Source organism: Erwinia sp. 198 (assembly GCF_003937915.1).
Classification (GTDB): domain Bacteria; phylum Pseudomonadota; class Gammaproteobacteria; order Enterobacterales; family Enterobacteriaceae; genus Erwinia; species Erwinia aeris.
The window spans coordinates 336,929-353,347 of the sequence record NZ_RHUM01000002.1; the positions used below are offsets into that span (position 1 = coordinate 336,929).

Annotated in this window: 14 protein-coding genes and 1 pseudogene; 7 read left to right on the forward strand and 8 right to left on the reverse strand. The window is 54.8% G+C overall.

Annotated features, from left to right (window positions below):
* Window positions 1-259 precede the first annotated feature (259 nt).
* Both wbaP and EGK14_RS04045 read left to right on the forward strand, forming a co-directional pair.
* Window positions 260-1,726: an undecaprenyl-phosphate galactose phosphotransferase WbaP gene (wbaP, locus tag EGK14_RS04040; RefSeq protein ID WP_125287774.1), complete on the forward strand. Its 1,467-nt coding sequence runs from the start codon at window positions 260-262 to the stop codon at window positions 1,724-1,726.
* Between the two features lie 105 nt (window positions 1,727-1,831).
* Window positions 1,832-3,022 carry a multidrug effflux MFS transporter gene (locus tag EGK14_RS04045; RefSeq protein WP_125287775.1) on the forward strand — a complete coding sequence of 397 codons (1,191 nt, stop codon included), beginning with the start codon at window positions 1,832-1,834 and terminating at the stop codon, window positions 3,020-3,022.
* 2 nt (window positions 3,023-3,024) lie between these two features.
* On the opposite strand, the gene dadX is transcribed toward EGK14_RS04045, so the two are convergent.
* Complete coding sequence (dadX, locus tag EGK14_RS04050) at window positions 3,025-4,095, reverse strand: catabolic alanine racemase DadX (protein WP_125287776.1); 1,071 nt, start codon at window positions 4,093-4,095, stop codon at window positions 3,025-3,027.
* Between the two features lie 24 nt (window positions 4,096-4,119).
* The gene (locus tag EGK14_RS04055) at window positions 4,120-5,415 is read right to left on the reverse strand and encodes a D-amino acid dehydrogenase (RefSeq protein WP_125287777.1); all 1,296 of its coding nucleotides are present in this window, start codon (window positions 5,413-5,415) and stop codon (window positions 4,120-4,122) included.
* Window positions 5,416-5,939: 524 nt separating this feature from the next.
* Between EGK14_RS04055 and EGK14_RS04060 the strand changes: the two genes are divergently transcribed.
* The gene (locus tag EGK14_RS04060) at window positions 5,940-7,475 is read left to right on the forward strand and encodes a SpoVR family protein (protein ID WP_125287778.1); all 1,536 of its coding nucleotides are present in this window, start codon (window positions 5,940-5,942) and stop codon (window positions 7,473-7,475) included.
* A 64-nt stretch (window positions 7,476-7,539) separates the two neighbouring features.
* On the opposite strand, the gene fadR is transcribed toward EGK14_RS04060, so the two are convergent.
* Complete coding sequence (gene fadR, locus EGK14_RS04065) at window positions 7,540-8,256, reverse strand: fatty acid metabolism transcriptional regulator FadR (protein ID WP_125287779.1); 717 nt, start codon at window positions 8,254-8,256, stop codon at window positions 7,540-7,542.
* Window positions 8,257-8,558: 302 nt separating this feature from the next.
* Between fadR and dsbB the strand changes: the two genes are divergently transcribed.
* From dsbB to EGK14_RS04075, 3 genes are all read left to right on the forward strand, one after another.
* A complete protein-coding gene (gene dsbB, locus EGK14_RS04070; protein ID WP_125287780.1) occupies window positions 8,559-9,089 on the forward strand; it encodes a disulfide bond formation protein DsbB in 531 nt (176 codons plus the stop codon).
* A gap of 131 nt (window positions 9,090-9,220) precedes the next feature.
* The gene (locus EGK14_RS21230; protein WP_158616024.1) at window positions 9,221-9,391 is read left to right on the forward strand and encodes a hypothetical protein; all 171 of its coding nucleotides are present in this window, start codon (window positions 9,221-9,223) and stop codon (window positions 9,389-9,391) included.
* A 303-nt stretch (window positions 9,392-9,694) separates the two neighbouring features.
* Entirely contained in the window at window positions 9,695-11,929 is a 2,235-nt protein-coding gene (locus tag EGK14_RS04075) for an immunoglobulin domain-containing protein (RefSeq protein WP_125287781.1), read from the forward strand.
* A gap of 97 nt (window positions 11,930-12,026) precedes the next feature.
* On the opposite strand, the gene aroD is transcribed toward EGK14_RS04075, so the two are convergent.
* Together aroD and EGK14_RS04085 are read right to left on the reverse strand one after the other, a co-directional pair.
* The gene (gene aroD / locus EGK14_RS04080) at window positions 12,027-12,908 is read right to left on the reverse strand and encodes a type I 3-dehydroquinate dehydratase (RefSeq protein WP_125287782.1); all 882 of its coding nucleotides are present in this window, start codon (window positions 12,906-12,908) and stop codon (window positions 12,027-12,029) included.
* A 90-nt stretch (window positions 12,909-12,998) separates the two neighbouring features.
* Complete coding sequence (locus EGK14_RS04085) at window positions 12,999-13,391, reverse strand: hypothetical protein (protein WP_125287783.1); 393 nt, start codon at window positions 13,389-13,391, stop codon at window positions 12,999-13,001.
* Between the two features lie 235 nt (window positions 13,392-13,626).
* Between EGK14_RS04085 and EGK14_RS04090 the strand changes: the two genes are divergently transcribed.
* On the forward strand, window positions 13,627-14,193 hold the full coding sequence (locus tag EGK14_RS04090) for a diguanylate cyclase (RefSeq protein ID WP_125287784.1): 567 nt from the start codon (window positions 13,627-13,629) through the stop codon (window positions 14,191-14,193).
* A gap of 110 nt (window positions 14,194-14,303) precedes the next feature.
* Here EGK14_RS04090 and EGK14_RS21395 read toward each other — a convergent pair.
* The 3 genes and pseudogenes from EGK14_RS21395 to EGK14_RS04100 all read right to left on the reverse strand — a co-directional run bounded on the left by EGK14_RS21395 (window position 14,304) and on the right by EGK14_RS04100 (window position 16,357).
* Window positions 14,304-14,480 (reverse strand): annotated as a pseudogene (locus tag EGK14_RS21395) (general stress protein).
* A gap of 844 nt (window positions 14,481-15,324) precedes the next feature.
* Window positions 15,325-15,603, reverse strand: a complete 279-nt coding sequence (locus EGK14_RS04095) for a hypothetical protein (RefSeq protein ID WP_125287785.1) — start codon at window positions 15,601-15,603, stop codon at window positions 15,325-15,327.
* A 304-nt stretch (window positions 15,604-15,907) separates the two neighbouring features.
* Window positions 15,908-16,357, reverse strand: coding sequence for a YcgN family cysteine cluster protein (locus EGK14_RS04100; protein WP_125287786.1), 450 nt, complete (start codon window positions 16,355-16,357; stop codon window positions 15,908-15,910).
* Between the last annotated feature and the right edge of the window lie 62 nt (window positions 16,358-16,419).

Consider the following 16,419-nt stretch of genomic DNA (forward strand, 5'->3'; position numbering starts at 1 on the left):
TTTCATTTCCTTTCAAAAAGCAATTCTTTCATTTTAGGAATTACCCGTATTAACTAACCCTCGGCTCTCCTGCATACTCTGTCACTGCTTCATGATGAAATAACGCCCACGTGTTTCATTTATTTAATCTCCTGAAACATACGGCCGTTAACTATTTAATACGCTGAAATTAAAACATTTAATTTCAGTATGACAACCCCTGAACGCGTGCTTGATCCTCGTCAGGTCAGCAATCCCTTATGAAAAGAGAGCAGGCATTATGGCAAGTACTCTGGTACTGAATGACCGTCGCCGCGCATTTAGCGGCACCCGGAAAAACATTATCGCCAAGCTGGCATTAAGTCTCAGCGACTTAATCTCCATTAACCTGGCCCTGTTTTTATCCACGGCAACCGTACGAGGTATTTGGGGGAACCTGGATATATTTCTCCCTCCGCAGGAAGTGCAAATACGCTTTACCGCCCAGTTTGTGATGTCCGTGGTCTGCACGGCCTGGTTCTGGATGCGGCTTCGTCACTATACCTACCGCAAGCCTTTCTGGTTTGAGCTGAAAGAGATCATTAAAACCCTGGTGATTTTCTCCCTGCTCGACCTGGCGCTGATTGCGTTTTCAAAATGGGATTTCTCCCGTCTGCTGTGGAGCTTCACCTGGATCTATGCGCTGATCCTGGTGCCGCTGCTGCGCTCCAGCGTCAAGCACGCCATTCTGAAAGCAGGACAGTGGCAGAAGCAAACTATCATCATCGGCTCCGGCAAAAACGCCCGCGAAGCCTATGCGGCGCTGCAAAGCGAAGAGATCCTGGGCTATGAGGTAAAAGCTTTTGTCGCCTCTAACGGCCATACCGGCGCGGAAAGCCTGAACGGTGTGCCGGTTATTACCGCGAAAGACATCGTCTGGGACACGGTCGATCTGGAAAACACCCAGTTTATCGTCGCCATGGAATACGAGCAGCAGGCAATGCGCGATAAGTGGCTGAAGCTGCTGTCGAAAAAGAAATGCCGCAGCGTTTCGGTCGTTCCGACGCTGCGCGGTGTGCCGCTCTACGGCACCGATATGTCTTTTATCTTCAGCCATGAAGTAATGATCCTGCGCGTCAGCAACAACCTTGCCAAACGCTCTTCACGCTTCCTGAAGCGCGTGTTCGACGTGGTGGTCGCCTCGCTGCTGCTGCTGTTCCTGGCCCCGGCTTTCGGTCTGATCTGCTGGCTGGTAGGCCGGGACGGCGGCAACAAAATTTACGGTCACGAACGCGTTGGTCAGGATGGCAAGAAGTTTAAATGCCTGAAGTTCCGCTCAATGGTCACCAACTCGAAAGAAGTGCTGGAAGAGCTGCTGGCGACCAGCGCCGAAGCGCGTGCCGAATGGGATAAAGACTTCAAGCTGAAAAACGATCCGCGCGTAACCAAAATTGGTGCTTTCCTGCGTAAAACCAGCCTGGACGAACTGCCGCAGCTGTGGAACGTGATCCGCGGCGAGATGAGCCTGGTGGGGCCGCGTCCGGTGATTGAAGCGGAGCTGGAGCGCTACGCGGGCGACGTCGATTATTATCTGATGGCGAAACCGGGGATGACCGGCCTGTGGCAGGTTAGCGGCCGTAACGATATCGACTACGATACCCGCGTCTATTTCGACTCCTGGTATGTGAAAAACTGGGCGCTGTGGACGGATATCGCCATCCTGTTTAAAACGGCTGGCGTGGTGCTGCGTCGCGACGGCGCGTACTGAGTTCCGGGGCGGCGGCTGCGGCGCCGCCCCTAAGTTTTCCTTTTCTTTTCTCCCCGTTATCACTACTCTGTGCGGCTTGCTTTTTTACTGGACGCCGCCGCCTCGATGCAAAAATTCACCTTACTTCTTCTCAGCCTGGTTCTGCTGGCACCGCTTGGCATCGATCTTTATTTGCCTACGCTGCCCGATATCGCGCTGGGGCTGAATACGCCGGTCAGCACCGTGCAAACGACTATTCCTCTGTTTCTGCTGGTAATGGGCCTGGGTCAGATTGTCGCCGGCCCGCTGGTAGATAACCTGGGCAGAAAGCCTGTCGCGCTGGTCGGTCTGCTGCTGTATATCGTCGGCAGCATGCTGGCCGCCACCGCTTCAGGCTGGCCGCAGTTCCTCTGCGCGCGCGTGGTGCAGGGCTGCGCCGTCTGCTGCACCGCCGTGGTTGCCTTCAGCGGCGTGCGCGACAGGCTTGACGGCGACGATGCCGCCCGGGCCTACGGCTTTCTGAACGGCGCGCTGAATATCGTCCCCGCGCTGGCGCCAATGCTGGGCGGTTTTCTTGCCGAAGCCTTTGGCTGGCGTGCGCCCTTCTGGTTTTTAACCGCCTATGCGGTCGTCATCGGTCTGCTGGTGATTTTCTTTTTACCGGAAACCCGCCCGGCCGGCACGCTGGCCGTAAAAGGCATTCCGCTGCGTCAGTACTGGCAGATCCTGCGTCAGCCTCGCTTCCTGGCGTTCGCCTTTGCCAACGCGGGCGCGCTGGGGATGGTATTAACTTACGTCTCGCTGGCGCCGCAGGTGCTGATGACCGAGGGCCAGCTCTCTGCGCTGCAGTTCTCTATCGCCTTTGGCGCTAACGGCTTCTGGATCATGCTGGTCAGCGTGCTGGTGAATAAGATGATCCGCAAGCTGGGTCGCCCGATTTGTCTGGCGACGGGCAGCGTGGCGATGACGCTGGGCGCGGTGATGCTGTTGGGCGGCGTGCTGCTGTTACCGCTGGCGTGGCAGCATCACTGGGCGCTCTATATGCTGCCGGTGGCGGTGTCCGTCGCCGGACTGGCGTTTACCGTCGGCCCGGCCACCAGCTACGCGCTGGAGCCCTATCAGAAACAGGCGGGCGTCGCTTCCGCGCTGGCGGGCTTTATCCAGATGGCCGGCGGCGCGTCGGGCGGCCTGTTGGCGATGGCGCTGCCGCTGGCGGAAAAATCCGCGCTGGCGCTGATGATGGTTGTGGGCGCGATACTGACGGGAACGGCCTGGTACTACAGTAGAAAAGTGCGCGGCACGCTCACCGCGCTTTAACTTTAAACGACCTTTACCGGTACGCGAGGCGCGAGCGCGCACATCAGCTCATAGCCCACCGTACCGGCCGCTTTTGCCACCTCGTCGATTTTGATGTTGTTGCCCCACAGCTCCACCTGAGTACCGATGCCTGCCTGCTGGCAGGGCGTTAAATCCACCGTGATCATATCCATGGAGACCGCGCCGACAATCTGCGTTCTGACGCCATCAACCCAAACCGGCGTGCCGGTTGGCGCATGGCGCGGATAGCCGTCGGCATAGCCGCAGGCCACAATACCGATACGCTGTTCATCGCTGGCGCGGTAGCGTGCGCCATACCCCACGCCGTCGCCGCGCCTGAGCGACTGGACGCCGATGATTTCACCGTTCAGCGTCATGGCCGGCCGTAGCCCGCTGCTGGCGACATCCTGCCAGTCGCCGCTTGGCGAAGCGCCATAGAGGATAATGCCCGGACGCACCCAGTCGTAATGGGTGTTGCTGTGCCACAGCGTGGCCGCCGAATTCGCCAGCGAACGCGGGCAGTTCATCCCTTCCGCCGCCTGATTGATGCGCGCCATCGGTGCCGTAACGCCTTCATTGCTTTCCGCTTCGGCAAAATGCGCCATCAGCGTGATCTCGCCAACGTTCGGCAGCGTTTTAAGCTTGTGCCACACCTGCTGTACCAGCGCGGGCTGAAAGCCCAGGCGGTTCATGCCGCTGTTCATTTTCAGGTAAATATCCAGCGGCGCGGAAAGCTTCGCCTTCGCCAGCGCCTGGATCTGCCAGTTGCTGTGCACGCTGGTGGTCAGCCGGTAGCGATCCAGGATGGGCAGTTCGTCCGCGTGAAAAAAGCCTTCCAGCAGCAGAATGGGCTTATTCCAGCCGCTTTCGCGCAGCAGAATAGCCTCTTCAAGATTCAGCAGCGCAAAACCGTCGGTCTCTGACAGGCTTTGCCAGACGCGAGCGATACCGTGTCCGTAGGCGTTGGCTTTTACCACTGACCAGACGTGGGAGCGGGGAGCAGCCTGGCGGGCGACGGCCAGGTTATGCCGCAACGCGCTGGTGTCGATAGTTGCGACAATAGGACGAGACATAACTTCTCCTGTTATAAACGGAAACTAGCGCGCGCCGTGCAGTATTGGGCCTGTAGTGGGCAGAAATCCCGGCAGATAGCGCATGACCGATAAGTCGTCAGCGGCAATTGCCGGAGCGCGTCCTGAGATAATATCAGAAAGCAGCTGTCCGGAGCCGCAGGCCATGGTCCAACCGAGCGTTCCGTGACCGGTATTCAGATAAAGATTTTTAAACGGTGTGCGCCCGACAATCGGCGTGCCGTCCGGGGTCATCGGGCGCAGCCCGGTCCAGAACGTTGCCCGGGCGAGATCGCCGCCCTGCGGATAGAGATCCCGCACCACCATTTCCAGCGTTTCGCGTCTGGCGGGCAGCAGTTTGGTATTGAAGCCAACGATCTCCGCCATGCCGCCAACGCGGATCCGATTATCAAAGCGCGTAATCGCCACTTTATAGGTTTCGTCCAGCACCGTGGAAACCGGCGCTGCCTCCGGATTGGTAATCGGGATAGTCAGCGAATAGCCTTTCAGCGGATAAACAGGGATAGCGATAAGGTCGCTGAGCAGCGAAGTAGAATAAGAGCCGAACGCCACTACGTACGCGTCCGCCGTTATGATTTCAGCGCCGCATTTCACGCCGACAATCTGGTTATGCTCCTGCAGCAGCGCGTCAACGGGCGTATTAAAGCGGAAAGTCACGCCCGCCGCTTTTGCCATCTCCGCCAGCCGACGGGTAAACAGCTGGCAGTCGCCGGTTTCGTCGTTAGGCAGGCGCAGACCGCCGGTCAGCAGATGACTGGTGGTCGCCAGCGCGGGTTCCGCTTCGGCCAGCTGGCTGGCTTCCAGCAGTTCATAGGGCACGCCCGCCTCTTTTAATACCGCGATATCCCTGGTGGCGCTTTCAAACTGCTGCGCGGTGCGGAAAAGCTGCAGCGTTCCGCCCTGGCGTCCCTCATAGGCAATACCCGTCTCATGGCGCAGCGCCTTTATGCAGTCGCGGCTGTATTCAGCGATGCGCACCATGCGGCTTTTATTTTCCTGATAGTGACGCATATCGCAGTTACGCAGCATTTGCCACATCCAGGCCAGCTGGAAACGGCTGCCGTCCGGGCGGATAGCCAGCGGCGCATGACGCTGAAACATCCATTTTATCGCCTTCAGCGGCACGCCGGGTGCCGCCCACGGCGCCGCATAGCCGGGCGAAATTTGTCCCGCGTTGCCCGCGCTGGTTTCCAGCGCCACGTCGGGCTGACGATCGATAACCGTCACCTCATGCTCGCTTTGGGCCAGATACCAGGCGCTGGCCACGCCCACCACGCCACTTCCCAGAATGACAACTCGCATCGCTACTCCACCGCCGGTTTCTTGAAGATGAATACACTGGATACAGGCGGCCGCTGCGGTGAAAAAAGCTGCGGGATGACAGCGGACGCCCTGTAAAAATATTGCCCTTCTTTTTTACCCTGGGCGGGAATAAAAACAAGATGCCGATGATAAATCGGAGTTTAATATTGCAATAGTTGCGACAGCAGCAGCAAATAATCATGAACACGCTATTTATTCCTTTCCGCAGCAGAATATGATTACGCCATATTTTCCGCTTATATACAGGATATTATCCTGTCCGGATTATTATTTTTTGCGCTTTACCTGACGTTAAAATGATTTTCCGGCTTCCGCTCTATTTTCTGCCGAAGATTTCCATTGTATTCCCCTGAGCGATCGGAGAGAGTGAACTATCATTGAGTTACTGGCTTCAATTCCAGGCCTGTTCCGACGGCGGCAGCGTCATGGCAGGTCGTAATGAAAACGGATGTTTGTCGCTACTGATGTAACGTCGAAAACCGGTTTTAAAAAAGGGGTGCGCTATGACGACTATCTTTGATGAGTCCATTACGAACAGCCAACGACTCAGCGACGGTCCCGACTGGACGTTCGATCTGCTGGACGTCTACCTTGCAGAAATTGACCGCGTCGCCAAACTCTATCGCCTTGATACCTATCCGCATCAAATCGAAGTCATCACTTCTGAACAGATGATGGACGCTTATTCCAGCGTCGGGATGCCCATCAACTACGCGCACTGGTCATTCGGTAAAAAATTTATCGAAACCGAACAGCGCTATAAGCACGGTCAACAGGGCCTGGCTTATGAAATCGTCATCAACTCCAATCCGTGTATCGCCTATCTGATGGAGGAAAATACCATCACTATGCAGGCGCTGGTGATGGCGCACGCCTGCTATGGCCACAACTCCTTTTTTAAAAATAACTACCTGTTCCGTAGCTGGACGGACGCCAGTTCTATCGTTGACTACCTGATTTTCGCCCGTAACTATATCAGCGAGTGCGAAGAGCGCTACGGCGTGGAGGAAGTCGAAAGGCTGCTGGATTCCTGCCATGCGCTGATGAACTATGGTGTCGATCGCTATAAGCGTCCGCAAAAGATCTCCTTACAGGAGGAGAAGGCCCGCCAGCGCAGCCGCGAAGAGTATCTGCAAAGCCAGGTGAACATGCTTTGGCGTACGCTACCGCGTCGCGAAGCGGAGGCGACCCATACCGAAGCGGCACGCTATCCCAACGAGCCGCAGGAAAACCTGCTCTATTTTATGGAAAAAAACGCGCCTCTGCTGGAGTCCTGGCAGCGAGAAATCCTGCGTATCGTGCGTAAGGTCAGCCAGTATTTTTATCCGCAGAAGCAGACTCAGGTGATGAACGAGGGCTGGGCGACCTTCTGGCACTACACCATCCTCAATCATCTGTATGACGAGGGGAAAGTCAGCGAGCGCTTTATGCTGGAATTTCTGCACAGCCATACCAACGTGGTTTACCAGCCGCCCTATAACAGCCAGTGGTATAACGGTATTAACCCTTACGCGCTGGGCTTCGCCATGTTTCAGGATATCAAGCGCATCTGTCAGGAGCCAACGGAAGAAGATCGCTACTGGTTCCCGGATATTGCTGGTTCAGACTGGCTGGAAACGCTGCACTTCGCCATGCGAGAGTTCAAGGACGAGAGCTTTATCAGCCAGTTCCTGTCGCCAAAAGTCATGCGGGATTTTCGCCTGTTTACGGTGATGGATGACGATCGCAATAACTTCCTGGAAATTGCCGCCATCCATGACGAAGCGGGCTATCGGGCGATCCGTCAGCAGCTTTCCGCGCAGTATAATTTAAGCAATCTGGAGCCTAATATTCAGGTTTATGACGTCGATCTGCGCGGCGATCGCTCGTTGACGCTGCGCTACGTGCCGCATAGCCGCGCGCCGCTGGATAAGAGCCGCCGCGAAGTGTTAAAGCACGTGCATCGCCTGTGGGGCTTTGATGTCCATCTGGAACAGCAGAATGACGACGGCAGCACGGAAATTCTCGACCGCTGTCCGCCCCGACCTTCTTCCCTGTAATAACCTGAAAAGCCGGTGCTGAAGACCGGCTTTTTTACGGCCTATCAAGGGATTTTACAGAAAACTAACGACGTACGCCGGATTCAGCGGGCATGGTGTTTTGCATGCCGTGCCAGATCTCACCGCTGCGATGGCCGTAATCGCGCACCGTTTCTACAATCTTGTCCAGCTGCTGGGTCTGACAAATCGTCAGCAGCTGCTGATAGAATTCACGCGCCACGCGACGCGCTTCCGGATTTGAAAAATAGTGGCGGCCTACGCGGGTATACAGCCCTTTCAGCCCGTTAAGGATCAGGCCGTAGATAGGATTACCGGAGGCAAAAGCCAGCCCGCGAAAGATATTGTAATCCAGCTCGGTATAGGCTTCCGCCCGGTCTTCTACCTGCTGCGCGGTGACCAGAACCGCCTCTGCTTTATCCGGATGAATACGGATAGCGCGGCGAATAAATACGGAGGAAATATCGGTGCGAACCGAAAGCAGACTGTCGATAAGCTGCGGTACGCTGTCATGATCGAGACGCGCCAGCGTTTCAAGGATGCTTAAGCCCGAGGTTTCCCAGAAATTATTTACCCGGGTCGGCTTGCCGTGTTGAATGGTCAGCCAGCCGTCGCGCGCCAGGCGCTGCAGCACCTCACGCAGCGTGGTGCGGGTCACGCCGATCAGCTCTGACAGCTCGCGCTCAGCAGGCAGAATTGACCCCGGCGGGAAGCGGCTGTTCCAGATACTTTCGATAATATATTCTTCAGCGAAGCCCGCAGGGCTCTGGGCCTTAATAACCATAGCGTATTGTTTCCGTTGCGTTCAGGGCTGCAAAAATTCGGCTCATCATACCAGATGGCTCAGCCGTCACCTAGACTGACGAAAGCGTAAAACGCTGCCGAAATCGCATTTCTCCTGAAATGAAGCCCTTGATTAACATTATTAAGCCGTGGCCGCCTGCAGCGCACCGCCGAAGCGATACATTTTTTTACACAGAGGCAAAGCCGCGGCGTTTTCAGCAGCGTAAATTTGCCGCATAGTGGCTGGCACGGCAGCCCTTTTGGTTTACACTGCCGCTTCAACGCTTATTACAGGGATTGATTATGTTGCACTATTTTAATAGCCGTTCCCGTGGTCGCGGTGCCTGGTTGCTGATGGCGCTGACCGCTTTTGCTCTGGAAATGGTCGCGCTCTATTTCCAGCACGTGATGCTGCTAAAGCCCTGCGTGATGTGTATTTACGAACGCTGCGCCCTGTTCGGCATTCTTGGTGCTGCGTTGGTAGGCGCTATTGCCCCTAAAACGCCGTTGCGCTGGGTGGCGATACTGATTTGGATCTATAGCGCCGTGGAAGGTGTACGTCTGGCATGGGAGCATACGATGATCCAGCTGCACCCCAATCCTTTTACCACCTGTGATTTCGCCGCCCGCTTCCCGCAGTGGCTGCCTCTTGATAAGTGGCTGCCGTCGGTGTTCGTTGCGACGGGCGACTGTGCGGAAAATCAGTGGTCGCTGTTTTCGCTGGGCATGCCGCAGTGGATGACGATTATCTTTGCCGCCTACCTCATCGTCGCCCTGCTGGTGCTGCTGGCGCAGTTTTTCACGCCGAAAAAACGCGATCTTTTTTCCCGCTAAACGCTCTCCTCCTCCCGGCCGTGCGTATTGTTTGCAGGCGGCCGGGCTTTGCCTTTTGCCGAATGCTGCGGTTGTCAGCCGGTAACGAGGCGGCTACGCTTTAAGCACACCTCAATGCAAAAAGGGAAACTATGAAAAACATTGCGTTAGCCCTCTCCTTTGCTTTTTCCGTTACGCTGCTTTCCGGCTGCACCCACTGGGGCGCCAATGACACGCACAGCCCGCCGCCGGCACCGCCAGGTGGACAACAGCCTCCGGGCGCACCGGGCGGCAGCGGCCCTGTCGGTCAGCCTCAGTCCTGAACCCGCCTCCCCTGAAGTCACGCGCTCAGGGGATTTTTTTGCCTGTCTCCCTCCAGCGCTTTAAAGCCCGGCTTGGTTCAGTACCTCATCTCCCTGCTTACCCTCCCTCTCCCGACTCGCTTAACCCATAAGAAAGATTGTTAAGTTAATATCACGCCGCTTATTAAATCGTAACGAGCTAATCGCGTAAATATATGAAATAAATAATAAAAAACCCTATTGCCAATTCTTAACCAAAGGAATACAGTGCGCTTACTGTATAAATATACAGTTAAAAACCCACTAACAAAGGATGGAAACATTATGGCTGATACACTGATTTTTAATGAAGTTGCTTCATTCGCCGCGCTGCGTGCCCGCAAACCTGCCGCTGAAGGCGAACGCGTTTTCCTGAGCTCCTGGAATGCCCGCGCTGCCGGCGACCGCTCTGTCACCTTTGGCGAAGGCTGGTTTACCGGTTATCTGGTCGCGGCGACGGACGACGGCGGCTTTATCGCCAGCAACGGCGGCGCGTACCACTGGCGTCGCGACAGCGATATTGAAGCGTTAACCGTTCATGACTTCGGCGCCGTACCGGGCGGTAAGGTTGACTGCGCACCTGCCGTGAAGGCGATGTATGAATTTATGACCGGCAGCTTCGCCCGCGGCTTTACCGACGGCCTTTCCAGCAAAGTCGGTATCCGTTTCGGCACGGGCACCTACCTGGTTAAGCCGCTCGACCTGCGCACCTATGGCGACAAAATCCCGGCCAACCACTCGGAGCTGCCTTATAACCCAAGCGGCTACTTCGCCGCCGGCGATTTCGTGATGCGCGGCGTGACCACCAGCTTCGGCAAGCAGATCGGCACGCGTATTATCTCTGACAAATCCACTTCGGCCGTGCTGGCGCTGAACCACCGCTACTTTTCTATCTACGGCATTGAGTGGGAAGGCCAGCAAACGGTGAAGCAGGACGAAACCACCAATATGCTGATTGGTGCAACGGTGGGCGTATTTAACGATACCGCCTCCAATAAACAGCCGTTTATCACCAACGAATGCGTGGGCGGCACCTTTGCCAACGTCTCCTACTTTAAAGCCAGCAATACCGGTGAAGCGGCGATTTACTACCTCGACAGCCTTGACAGTAAATTCACCCAGATTTACTGCAGCCGCGTGGCGGGCCCGGTAATTAAGGTAGGCTGGAGCAACCGTCCGTCCGGCGCCTGGGATCACTCCACGGCGATTGAGCTTACGGAATTTAACTTCCAGTTTTGCTACGCACCGGCTATCTGGATCCCTCGTCATGGCCAGGGCCTGATACGTAACGGCTGGATCGAACACAGCGCCGTGCCGATGGATATCAACAACGGCCAGTGGCTGATTGAAGCGCTGAGCATTGAGTCTTCTACCTACGATGCCGTGTTTTTTAATTCACGCGTCATTATGTCGCAATGGTCAAATCCGACCGGCGTGGAGTACGACCGCACTTCTGCGCCAGGCAGCGCAACCTGGTTCAGCTATCCGAAAAATCCGGACGGCAGCGATATCGTCGCCAAACTCTCCGGGTATGAAATGGGCATGTCGCTGTTTCAAAACAGCGGTACCTATCTGGACCATCCGCTGCGCGCGCAGTGGCTGAGCGGCGTGCTGCGCGGCACCATTGACAGCAGCCAGCGCTGGTTAAATATCGGTACGTTTCGGATGCCAAAAACCGGCAGCCACTGGAAAATTGAGGTGGACTGCCGCAGTACCTACGGCGGCATCGGTGGCGACACCGCCATGCCGATCCAGAACGACCGTGCAGCCGGTACGCTGCATATCCACGTAGCGCGTGGCGCGGGCTCGGTCCCGGCAGTAAGCTACTGGATGGAAGGCACGCCGGGTATTAGCGAAGTGCAGTATATACCTCAGGATTATAACGATATTCTGCCGGGCCTGTGGGTCAAGCTGCCTGATACCATTGCAGAATATGGTGTACACGTTCGCGGCACAGGTGAAATGCGTGAGGATAACGGCAGCTGGGCAAGATTTACGCCGAGCGGCGTGACGCAAAGCGCAGCGCCGGAAGGCGGCGTGGCGGCGCAGGCGCGGATGTCGATGAACAACGGCCAGGCCGGTTTTGGCGCGCAGGATGACGTTGCCGGCATCAGCACCCGCTCCCAGGCCTCGACTACCGTGCCGGTAGAGCAATCTAAACCGCGCCAGTGGATGCGCATTAACGTCAACGGGATTGAATACGCAATGCCTTATTACGCCTTTACGCCGCAGATTGATACCCAGCCGGCAGCCACGGTTTCCATTGCGGCGGGCGGCACGTTAAACCTGAGCGTTGCGGCTAAGGACGCTGCAACCTGGCAGTGGCAGAAGTCGACCAACGGCACCACCTGGACGAATATCGCCAATGCGAAAAGCGCCACATGGAGCAAGTCTGCCGTGACCAGCGCCGATGCCGGCCAGTATCGCTGCGTGATCAAGGGACAAGTCGGTGCCGTTGACGCCTCCGTGACCACTAACCAGGTAACCACGAACGTCTCAGTGGTCACCGTCACCGCTTAATGTCGTACGGGGTGGCGATGCTTTGCGTCCCGCCCCCAGGCTACAGGCCGCATCGAAAACGATCGGCACAGAACGTCAGGATGTGCCTGTAGCTGCCTTATGAACGCATTCCTTTATGTACCACCTCCAGCACCTTTCCCAGATCCTGCACGTCAACCTGCCCCGACGCCGAAGCATCGCCAAACATAGCGAAAGTCAGCGCCGAACCGGACAGTTCTCCGCTCATGCGTGACAGCACGCCCGTTTCACCCATCGACATCGTTAACAGCGGGCGCTGCGCATAGTGCTGATGCATATCCAGCGTAGCGTTAAGCAGGGTCAGCACGTCTTCCGGGCCTTTCGGCATCGCCGCCAGCTTCAACACATCAGCGCCGCGCCGCTGCTGCTCGCTCAGGCGAGCGATAATTTCCTGAGCGGAAGGCGTAGCGTGTAGCTCATGGCTGGAGAGAATGACATGTTTACCCTGTTGATGCGCCAGCCCGATCAGCGGATCGGTCAGCGTGCTGTTGCGGTACATCTCAATATCCAGCAGATCGAACTGGCCGGCCGTCAGCAAGGCGTGATACAGCGCGGCATACTTTTTATCGCTGATGGTTTTCTTGCCGCCTTCGGCTTTGGTGCGAAACGTCAGCAGCAATAGCTTGTCGCCAAGGCGCGAGAACACCTGCCGCGTTAAAGCCGCCATCGCGTCGATATCGTCAACGTTGTCCAGCGGATCGAGCCTTAGCTCCAGCATATGAAAATCGCTTCTGTCCGCAATCTGATCAACGAAGGCCAAAACTGCCCTTTCGCTGCTGGCAGTGGTTGGAATAATCACTTTGGGCTGACCTTCGCCAATAGCGATCCCTTTCAGTTTCAGAACGGGCTTATCAGGCTGAGGCGGTTTCGAAGCTTCGGAGGCCGCGGCGACGGGGGTGGAAGACATAAGCGAAAGGGCGACCAGTGCACCTCCGCAACCGATAAACTCTCTGCGATGCATAACGCTTTACCTCCCGGTTAAGGGTAAAGATTTTAAGCATAGCAAAGGAAATCAGGCCGGTAGCGCACTGCCCTTGACGGATGCCAGACGCTAATCGATCTTACGACAGTCGTACGAGCCGGAAATTTTTATCTGGCTGCGGCTACTACGCAATACCTCAACGTCCAGCGTGGCGCTACCCGCCTTACTCAGGTACGTCATCCCGTAATCACCCTGAAATTTGGTAGCGGCCACGGTCCAGTGCATTTTCACATTGTCGACGTCGCCTTTCTGCTGCAGCCAGCTGACCTGCTGCCGACGGGTTTTTACGCCGTCTACGGTCGCCCAGCTGCCGTTCGCCGTCTGCCCGGCCAGACGAAAAGGCCCACATTTCACATCCGCCAAAGCAAGCGTTGGCAAAGCAAGTGCCACGGCAAGCGCGGTAAGAAGGATCGGCTTCATTTTTACCTTGCTAAGATAACTATCCATTGTAGAAGTGAGCATCTGGTGTTCCTTATTGAGTAAACTATGGGCAATAGCCTGGAGCGGCATCAACGTTTACTGAATAATAGCTTACTTAGCGTTTAGCGCGGCGCACGCGGAGTTTAATTAACCGCTTTTTCTGCCATACCTCAGAAATAATACAAATCTGTCATTACTCCGGAAACAGCGCATTATTCTGGCATCTCTGTTTTGCATGGCTATGCTTTATGCATTCTTACCCCGATGAGTCTTCGCTATGCAAAATGTTGATCCACAAATGCTGGTGCTGCTTTATTTTGTGCTGCCCGTCTGGCTTATTGCCGGTTTCGCTGACTATCTATGCCACCGGGCTACAAACATAGAAACCACCGCAGGGCTGAAAGAAACCTTTATTCATCTTCTGATGTTTCTGGAGATGGGCGCCCCGCTCCTCGCTGCGCTTTTCCTGGATTTCAACGCGCTGGTGATTGGCTTTATGATCGTGATGTTCTTCTGCCACGAAGCGACAGCACTGTGGGATGTTAGCTATGCCGTAACCGCCCGGCGCGTATCGCCCGTAGAGCAGCATATCCACAGTTTTCTGGAGATGGTGCCATTGATGGCGCTGTTGCTGGTGATTTCGCGACACTGGTCGCAGTTTCTGGCGCTGTTCGGCCTGGGCGCAGAGCCTGCCCGCTTTGATCTTCATCAGCGAGCCGATCCTTTACCTGACGTATACATTGCCTGTGTTCTGTGCGGGATACTGTTTTTTGAACTTATACCCTATCTGGAAGAATACTGGCGGAGTAAGAAGGCTCAAAAGAAGAGCTATAAAAAAGGTTAACAACTTCACTTTTAATAAAGTGCAGATAAAGTTTTCACCTGTATAAATGAATTTAATCCTGGTATTAAGTGCCGGGATTAGCGTATTAAGCGATAAATTTTCGTTCGCTTTTATACAGACTTGCACCCGCCGCCGTGGCTATACCCCCCTTTCTTGCCTGTTTCTGATGTTTTTTTCATGGTCGCCAGCGAAATCACCTCCGCTATTTTGACCGATTTTTTACCTGCCTCAGAGGCTTTCTCACGGTCCTTTGCAAAGCTTCCAGCGCCGCCACGATGTCCAGTCACAATCTCCTTCTGAATAAAAATTACACTAATTAATCAGCAACCGGTTTTTACGCCGGGAATTTTGTGCTGCGTAATTAAGACCAGATAAAAACCCGACATTGCAAGGGTATTAACCGCCTCGCTTAATAAAAAATCATACAAGCATACCGCCGTGTACAAATCTAAACAGACATAGCGTGATTTTTTGGAAATTATTATTTATTTAATTAAAAATACCCCCCAAAGATGTAAGGGATAAAAATTACATTTCGATATCCAAAAAACATTAATGAAACAGGCGCATTGCCCTGTCTCACTTTTTATCCTGTAATTCTGTGCGAATATCTGTGGGCGGACTACTCGTTAACAAGCTGCTTTTGTTTAGCTTTGCCGGGCAAAAATATGCGTTCGGCTGATTCGCACTACAACAACCAACTGCCGTCGTCTGGCTATATTCGGCATAAATGTGCGGTCAGGCCAGACGGCAAGCTGATTTTGAGAGCTAAACAATGAATTAGCTCGGCCAGCTGTATTGGACACTAATGTCTGCTCAGGTCTGACGGCCAGCCGTTTTGACAGAAAAGCGGGGACAGAGTATGCATAATTGATTTGAGCGCGTGCCGTATACAATAAACCCCAATCCGTTTATGGAAAGGTCAGGTATGCCCTGAAGACAGCCCCTGAAGCAGTGAAAAGGCCAAATGACGAAGCGCAACGCTAATGCGTGGTGAGCTTGTTTTAAGCGTGCTGAAAGCAAGCTGGCTCATCTCACGGAATGGGAATGACAGCCGAGCCAGGAAACAGAGCGGGACAACTGTCCCGCAGTCAGTGTGCGCTCTTATCCTTAGGGTGCGCAACAGGACAGCTATTGCTGCACGTCAGCAAGCGTTTTTTCCCCGGTCGTATCCTCGACGACCATGACCAAAGGACATTTTTTAACCTTACAGGCCTGGGAATAGGCGAGTTCACAAACCTCACACAGATCGCGCACCTCTGATTCGTATTCATATTCCATAAAATAACGAAACGTAGCGCTGCGCGATCCTGTTCTCCAGAACCTCTGCTGTTCCAATATTTCATCAAGCTGCCTGAAAGTCAGGGCTGAAGGGTTATGGAAACCCACTCTCACACGGTATGTAGTCATACCCTGATTATTTGCAGAGTGGCGCAACTTATCCAGGCGGTGCTGATTCTCATTGAGATAGGCAAAACCTAAACTGCATAGTCAGATAGCAGTCTCAATAAGGAGGGAGGTTACTAAGCGTGTGAGCCCCCCGACTTCATCGCTCGGCAGGCGGGCCACGCTCTATCACAGATGATTTACAACGTTTACGGGAAATGGATGAGCGAAAACAGCGTGGATCAGATTGATCTTTAAACGCCAAATTTGTCAGCTATGCCCCACCCCTGCCTCAAAGCAGCGCCAGCTAAGCTAATTTCAAATCAGTCTACTTACCGTACCAGCGCGGCTTATTGATGATGTGATCTTCCCAGTCCTGCACTTCGCTTTCGCGTACGGCAATATGGCGAACAGAAATACGTGCCGCGTGCATCGCCGCCTTGCTGCCGCTGCGCAACGGATGCCAGACGGGCAGGTTCTTGCCTTCGGCCAGCACCCGGTAAGCACAGCTCGGCGGCAGCCAGGAAAACGTCGGCAGGTTATCGCGCGTCAGCTTGATACAGTCTTCTTCCAGATCGAAGCGGCGTTCATAGTTACGGCACTGGCAGGTTTTGATATTCAGCTGATTGCAGGCGACGTTAGTGAAGTAGATTTCATCGGTGTCGGCGTCCTGCAGCTTGTTCAGACAGCACTGGCCACAGCCGTCGCACAGGGATTCCCATTCCTCATCGCTCATTTGCTCCAGCGTCTTTTGCTGCCAGAAAGGGGTATCGCTCATTTTGCTGTCCTGTTTAGTTAAAAGCCCGCACCTTATAAACAGTTCGGGCCTGAGTTGCAAGT